Consider the following 6,905-nt stretch of genomic DNA (forward strand, 5'->3'; position numbering starts at 1 on the left):
CTGGAGGCCCAAGAATTCCATAATTTCCTCCCCCTGTTTTTCTATCTCCTGGCGTTGACGATGATAAGCCTGGGTACGAAAGAGGGTGTCGATATATCGAGTTTGCGTCCAACAAAAAGTTCCGGTCAGCAGATTTTCCCAGACCGTCAGCCCGGGAAACACGCTGGTGCTCTGGAAAGTTCGGCAGATACCCAGAAAGGCAATCCGGCTCGGAGGGAGCCCCGTAATATCTTTTCCCTGGAAGAGAATCTGGCCTGCCGTGGGGTTCAAAAAACCCGTAACCAGGTTGAAGAACGTCGTTTTCCCCGCGCCATTGGGGCCGATCATCCCCAAAATTTCCCCCTGGGAGATCTTGAGATCCACCTGGTTGACGGCTACAAGCCCGCCAAAGGAGATGGTCAGTCCTTTGGTCTCAAGCATGCTTCTTCTCCGAGCCGGGAAGCTTTCTGCTCTTCCTCCACTGATGGATCTTGCCCATGATGCCTTCCGGGAAAAAAATAACGATGATGATGAGAACGCTTCCCACCAGAATGTTGCGGTAGGTCTCAAAGGCGCGGAAGACTTCCGGGATGACGGTAAAAATGGCCCCCCCGATGAAGGGGCCTACAATGGTGCCGATCCCCCCGGTAATGACCATGATGAAGGTCAAGCCGAGGTAGTACCATTGAAACTCGATGGGGCTCACGAATTTCACGAAGTGGGCGTAAAAACTCCCCCCCATCGAGGTGATCATGCAGGCCAGCATGAAGGCGATCATCTTGACCCAGAAGGGATGGATTCCGATGGAGGAGCTCAGTTCCTGATTCTCCCGGATGGCCACGAAAGCCCGCCCCAGACGGGTTTCCATGAACCGGGCCAGGAAAAAAAGGGTGAGGAGGGAAAAGGTCAGCACCAGGTAGTAATATTTCAGCTCATTGGTGAATTCGACCTGGAGGAGATCTCCCAGGCGAAAACTGGCGGCCGGGATGCCCACCAGTCCCATAGGCCCCCGGGTCAAGTCGACCCAGTTGGAGACGATGTAGTACAGGATCTGGGCAAAGGCCATGGTGGTGATGCCAAAGTAAATCCCCCGCAATTGAAGGCAGGGGTAGCCGACGATAAACCCGAATCCCGCAGAGATGACTATGGTCCCCAGGAGGCACAGGGAGAAAGGGAGCCCCAGTTTTAGGGCCAGCAGAGAGGAGATGTAAGCCCCCAGGGCAAAAAAGGCCGGCTGACCAAAGGCCGCCTGACCGGCAAACCCGAAGATCACATTAAGCCCCATGGCGCTGAAAGTATAAATCAGGGACATGACCAGGATATGCCGGCTGTAGGTGCCTTGAAAGATCCAGGGTAAGAGGAGGAGGAAGATAAGGGCCGGAATGAGGATAGATTTGCGCAGAGCCATGATCAGATCCTCTTGCCGAAGAGACCGAAGGGCTTGAAAAGGAGGATCACGATGAGAATGGCGAAGGCAATGGCATCGGACAGCCCGAGGGAGATGAAGCTCGCCGCCAGGCTTTCAGCCACCCCCAGGATCAGTCCGCTGAATAAGATCCCCTGGACATTTCCCATTCCTCCCATGATCACCACCGCAAACCCCTTGATAAGCGGCAGTTCGCCCATGGAAGGCAGCACATTGAAGATGGCCCCCAGGAGTGCCCCGGCCAGGGCCGCCGTGCCCGCCCCCAAGGCGAAAGTGAAACTGTTCATGGCATTCAGGTTGATTCCCATCAGGGCCGAGGCTTCCCGGTCCCGGACCACGGCGCGCATGGCCATTCCCACCTTATGCTTTTTGATGAAGAGATAGAGGAGCCCGATCACCACCACGCCCATGACGAAAATGAAGATGCGATGTTCCGTCAGGTAGACGGGCCCGATCACGACACGTTTGTGGGAAAAAGGGGAAATGATTTCTCGCGGGTCGACTCCCCAAATGATCTGAGCCAGATCGCGCAGAATCATGGAAAGGCCGAAAGTAGTGAGAAACGTGGAAAACCAGGGCCGGCCGGCCAGAGGACGCACCGTGACCTTCTCGCTTAGAACACCTACCCCGGCAGTTAAGACCATGGAAATAGGCAAGGCGGCCAGGTAGTTGACTCCCAGCTGAGTCATGATGAAATAGCAGAAGTATCCCCCGAGCATGTAAAATTCGCCATGGGCCATATTGATGACGGTCATGATGCCCAGGATCAGCATCATCCCGATGGACATGAGGGCATACATGGACCCGATGACCAGTCCGTTGGCGATCTGCTGAATGGCTAAGGAGAATGTATCCATAATCGGCTATAAAATAATCCCCCCTGCCCCCCTTGGCAAAGGGGGTTTGGGGGGATTTGACAGTTATTTTTTGTATTTACTCTATGCCCTTTACTTGATCAGGTGGTACTCCCCTCCTTTGTACTGTAGCACGTGAGCGGGGACTCCCGAGTCGCCCTTATCGTCGAAATTAATCAGCCCCTGGGGTGAGTCCCATTTGATCCCCTTCATAGCCATTCGGATTTTCTCCTGATCTTTGTCCGTGCCGGCCTTTTCGATAGCCTTGGCGGCCATCATGATTGGGGTCCATCCCAAGGAGACGGAATCATTGGGGTCGTCGCCGTACTTGGCCCGGTAGGCCTTTACCAGTTTCTGGGATTCCGGATCCTTGAATACGGGCGCCCAGGATACGGACATCACCGCCCCTTCCATGAGGTGACCCACCCTTTTGGCTAATTCCTTATTGTAAAAGTTGACGCTGGAAGCCAGGTATTTCCCTTTGAGCATGGCCAGGTCCTCCATCTGCTGGAGGGCAATGGCGCTGGCCGACCAGCGGACGTTGATGTAGTAGCAATCCGGGTTCAGCGATTTCATCTTCAGCAAGATGGTGTTGAAATCAGTTTGGTTCCGCTCGTAGTAGGCTTCATAGACCACCTCGGGCTTTCCCATCTTTTTGAACACCGCCCCCAGAGAAGCCAGGTCTCCCCGGCCGTAATCATCGTTGGGGGCTACCATGGCGATCTTTTTATTGTTGGGGAGTTTGGCTAAATATTCCCCCAAAGCACCGGCAATGGCCTCAGCTCGCGTGCACACCCGGAAGTGATAGGGGTGGCCTTTGTCGGACACGTCTGGGGCAAAAGCAAACGAAGAAAGCTGCACGACCTTTAATTCTTTGCTGACCACCTGCACCGCAATATTGGTGGAGCTGGGGAGATCGACATCGATGATGGAAACTTTGTCCTCTGCGGCCAGTCTCTTGGCCACGGTGATGCCTTCGGCCGGTATGCCCTTGTGGTCGCGGACTACCAGCTCGATCTTCCTGCCCCCCAAGATCCCTCCTGCCTTGTTAATCTCCTCGACCGCCAGCTGCGACCCCTTCAAAAATTCATTCCCCAGGAAGGACAGGGGACCCGTCAGGGGCAATCCCAACCCGATTTTCACCGGTTCGACGCTCCATCCAGCTGGAATAAATAGAGCGCTGAAAAAAGACCAGACGACCAGAGCCAAGAAAATTTTCTTCATAAGCTTCCTCCTTTCGCTATTCGTAAAATTCACCGCGTTTTTGCCACAATAAAAATCTTTTGTCAAGAAGAAATTGGGAGTTTTTTCTTGACAATTTCTTCCAGTTGGATTTTTATTACCCAAATGAATCAAAATAAAGTTAATATTATATACCACGAAAGAGCGACAATAAAAAAGAGAAGATTCTTACCGGGAGAATCGGCAAGAATTGAAAACTCAGGGTGGACGCCTGTGAAAAGATCACAACCATAGGACCGAAAAAACCGAAAATGGAGAAAAGGAGAGAACCGATGGCGAAAATGAATGGTGGACAGATCGTTGCCGAATGTTTTGAAAAGTTGGGGATCGAATATTATTTCGGGTACAACGGGCACGGGATCTGGAACATCTTGAATGCCCTGATCGATAAACCCCACATCAAAGGGATCCAGCCCAAGCATGAAGTATCGGCGGTGCACATGGCCGATGGGTATTTCCGGGCGAAGCATAAAGTCGCGCCGGTCCTGGCCAGTGTGGGCCCCGGGGTCCTCCACCTCATCCCGGCTCTGGGGAACGCCATGTTGGATTCATCGGGAGTCCTGGTTATTCCCACAGGTCCTCCGACTCACTATCTGGACAAATCCAGTTTAGAGGAGCTCAGCGTCCACTGCGGGGATGATATTCCTAACATCTTTAAGCCTATCACCAAGAGAGTCTGGTATGCCTTGAGACCCGATATTCTCGCCTACCAGATCATGCAGGCCTATAAACTGGCGGGAACCGGAAGACCAGGGCCCACGGCCGTATACATCCCCTTCGACGTCTCCGCCCATGAGTTGGAAATGGATAGCACTTCCACCTGGGAGAAAGACCATCTCACCACCAAGATGGGGGGAGATCCGGAGATGATCCAGGAAACCGCCAGGTTGCTGGCCAACGCCCAGAAGCCACTGCTCCTGGTGGGAGGGGGAGCCCATATCGCCGAAGCCTGGAACGAGGTGAAGGAATTTGTGGATCAGCTGCAAATTCCCGTGGTAACCTCGATGCCTGGGAAGGGTGTAATTGCCGAGGATCATCCCCTCTGCCTGGGCCCTGTGGGCCGAAGCGGTTGGGGAAGTTCCGTGAACGCCACCCGCGAAGCAGATGTCGTCCTGGCGGTCGGATGCCGCTTCTGCGACGCCCATACATCGGGTTGGAGAAAAGGGGTCGTCTATAATTTCCCGGAGACCAAATTGATTCAAGTGAACATTGACCAGCTGGATATCGGGAGAAATTACCTTGCTGATGTGGGAATCGTCGCGGATGCCAAGATCGCCTTGCGGCAAATCCTGGAAGCTGCAAGGGCGGACTGGAAGAAACGGGAGAAAGGACGTCAGCCCTGGGTCACCAAGGCCAAGAAATGGAAAGAGGAATGGATGGCCAAGATCGAGGCGGACAGTAATAAAGGAGAAGAAGATCCCGTCTCCACCAACCGGCTGGCCTACGAGGTGAATCGCGCTCTTCCTAAAGATGCCAATGTCATAACCGATACCGGTGACATCCAGCAGGCCTATGAAGGGTACGGGCTGGTTCATACTCCCAACACGTTCTTCAATAATGCCGGAATGGCCCAGATGGGTTGGGCGACCAGCGCGGTGATGGGAGTAAAACTAGCCAGACCGGATAAGGTCGCTTTATCAATCGTGGGCGATGGATCCTTCATTATGTCCAACTACGCCTTAGCCACGGCCATTGAATACAAAATCCCGGTGATCTGGGTGGTGATCAATAACTATGGCCAGTCCATCGAACGGCACGGACAGTTAATCAATTACGGACGAGAAGTGTGGTCCACCTTTGAACGGGATGGGAAACTCTATAACCCCGATTTCGTGAAGATCGCCGAAGCCTACGGGGTGAAAGCCAAAAAAATTCATAGTTCGGGAGAAATTAAAAAGACCGTCCAGGAAGCCATCAAAACCAATGAGCCCTATTTGATCGAAGTCGTGACCGACCGAAACAGCCCGACGTATTTCTGCCCGGGAGTAACCAGAGGTTACCCGATTCGGTGGGATAAGTTAGCCTATTTAAAACAATAAGGGATCGGTCTTCAATCGATCTCCGGAAAGCAAGAAAGGGAAGGAATCGAGAGGATAGGCGGGGTCATTCGGCCCTGCCTTTTTCTTCTTTAGATATATTTCTTCTTTTTCTCTACCCCTCGGCAGTTATTGTTTTTTAAAACGGCAATTTAATGGCCAAAAATGCAGTTCAAAGCCTTACGTCAGAAAATTTCTTTTAAAATTAACCAGCCACTTTAGCCCAAGACTCCACTCAAATCATCCTAAAACTCGAGAGGAGGCTTTTTTGTCAATAGTGTAGACCCCTTACTTTTGCTCAAAAAGGGAAGTCAACGTAGTCAACAACGTCCCGCACTCCACGCACTCCGCGCAACATCCCCTTCCCCGATCCCCCCTCGCCGCTCTTTTACAAAGGGAGATTGGGGGGGGTTGAGCTGCAAATAACTCAAGGCTTCACCCCTGAGGCATTTTGACTTTTTGCAGCAGATCAGCCTCAATAATGAAACTCGGCGATGATTATATGCCCGGAGTCAAGCGGATAAGTTAGCACCGTCATGGATTCTTTGTTTAACACGACCCGAACCGGGCGGAGGGGCCCTGGATCAAAACGAACCTGCCCATAAGTTGAGATATCGAAGAGATATCAAAACATTAAATTAAACCCGTTTATTACTCCTTGCAATGCGGGATGGAGGCGAGATTTTCAAAAATCAGGACTTCAGGAAGAAGTTAAGACCAGATTTAAAGTGACTGGCGGATCGATTCCTTGCTTTTACACAAAAAAAGCCGTGCCGAGTTAGAGTTTGAGTGGCCCGCCTTAAAATATTTTTCTGGATCGGTTGAACTGTACCCGGCCCCCTCAATTCCAGAGTAGTCCCCAGAGCATCCCCTACGGCAAGTCCTAAAAGGCATCCGACACAGCGATCTTTTAATTTTGTCTGCGCTTCCATGGGATGGCCATTCGGAAATCAACTAGCGGATGGGGATTATTCTTCTTGAAAAGAATTTACTTTTGACCCGGTTGATTCTCCCGAAGATCCAAAGCCCAAATATACTTCACTAAACACGCTCTGCACGAACGCCCCCTTATTCCACAATCTTTAAGACCTTAAGCAGCGTCCCCTTTCCCTTATTTAGGGGCGTCCCGCCTTACTTTACAGCTAATTTTGCAAGTTGACCCTACGTATCCCTGGAAAGGTTTATCCCTTTCCCCTTTTACTAAACGCCTCTACGGCTTTCAAGAAATCAGGCGTGCAACAACACATGCTCTGGTTGCGGTTCTCCAGTTCAATGGCAGCTTCCAGGGATGGGGCCGTAAGGTTCAGGTGCAAGGCCTCCTTCGTGAGACGAAGGCCCATCGGGCTCTTTTCCAGCATCCGGCGGGCT

6 protein-coding genes and 1 pseudogene are annotated in these 6,905 nt (G+C 52.1%); 1 reads left to right on the plus strand and 6 read right to left on the minus strand.

What is annotated here, in order from left to right; all coding sequences use genetic code 11:
• The 4 genes from Q7V48_09805 to Q7V48_09820 form a co-directional block, all read right to left on the minus strand.
• On the minus strand, positions 1–420 hold a 420-nt coding region (locus Q7V48_09805; protein MDO9211025.1), incomplete at its 3' end, for an ATP-binding cassette domain-containing protein.
• Positions 413–1,387, minus strand: coding sequence for a branched-chain amino acid ABC transporter permease (locus tag Q7V48_09810; GenBank protein MDO9211026.1), 975 nt, complete (start codon positions 1,385–1,387; stop codon positions 413–415). The genes Q7V48_09805 and Q7V48_09810, both read right to left, overlap by 8 nt.
• 2 nt (positions 1,388–1,389) lie before the next feature.
• Positions 1,390–2,262: a branched-chain amino acid ABC transporter permease gene (locus tag Q7V48_09815; protein MDO9211027.1), complete on the minus strand. Its 873-nt coding sequence runs from the start codon at positions 2,260–2,262 to the stop codon at positions 1,390–1,392.
• Between the two features lie 90 nt (positions 2,263–2,352).
• Positions 2,353–3,483 (minus strand): ABC transporter substrate-binding protein, encoded by a 1,131-nt coding sequence (locus tag Q7V48_09820; protein MDO9211028.1) that lies wholly within the window; start codon positions 3,481–3,483, stop codon positions 2,353–2,355.
• A 290-nt stretch (positions 3,484–3,773) separates the two neighbouring features.
• On the opposite strand from Q7V48_09820, the gene Q7V48_09825 reads away from it, so the two are divergent.
• Positions 3,774–5,540, plus strand: coding sequence for a thiamine pyrophosphate-binding protein (locus tag Q7V48_09825; GenBank protein MDO9211029.1), 1,767 nt, complete (start codon positions 3,774–3,776; stop codon positions 5,538–5,540).
• A gap of 812 nt (positions 5,541–6,352) precedes the next feature.
• Here the strand turns inward: Q7V48_09825 and Q7V48_09830 are convergent.
• Both Q7V48_09830 and Q7V48_09835 read right to left on the minus strand, forming a co-directional pair.
• Positions 6,353–6,469: pseudogene (locus tag Q7V48_09830) on the minus strand (ADP-ribosylglycohydrolase family protein).
• A gap of 249 nt (positions 6,470–6,718) precedes the next feature.
• Positions 6,719–6,905: enoyl-CoA hydratase/isomerase family protein (locus Q7V48_09835; protein MDO9211030.1), on the minus strand; the 187-nt coding region annotated here is incomplete at its 5' end.

It is taken from the genome of Deltaproteobacteria bacterium (assembly GCA_030654105.1).
GTDB lineage: Bacteria > Desulfobacterota > SM23-61 > SM23-61 > SM23-61 > JAHJQK01.

What these genes read in the sequence shown, in the direction of transcription:
- Q7V48_09810 (MDO9211026.1), bottom strand. Translation starts at nt 1,387, where the DNA reads ATGGCTCTGCGCAAATCTATCCTCATTCCGGCCCTTATCTTCCTCCTC.
- Q7V48_09815 (MDO9211027.1), bottom strand. Translation starts at nt 2,262, where the DNA reads ATGGATACATTCTCCTTAGCCATTCAGCAGATCGCCAACGGACTGGTC.
- Q7V48_09820 (MDO9211028.1), bottom strand. Translation starts at nt 3,483, where the DNA reads ATGAAGAAAATTTTCTTGGCTCTGGTCGTCTGGTCTTTTTTCAGCGCT.
- Q7V48_09825 (MDO9211029.1), top strand. Translation starts at nt 3,774, where the DNA reads ATGGCGAAAATGAATGGTGGACAGATCGTTGCCGAATGTTTTGAAAAG.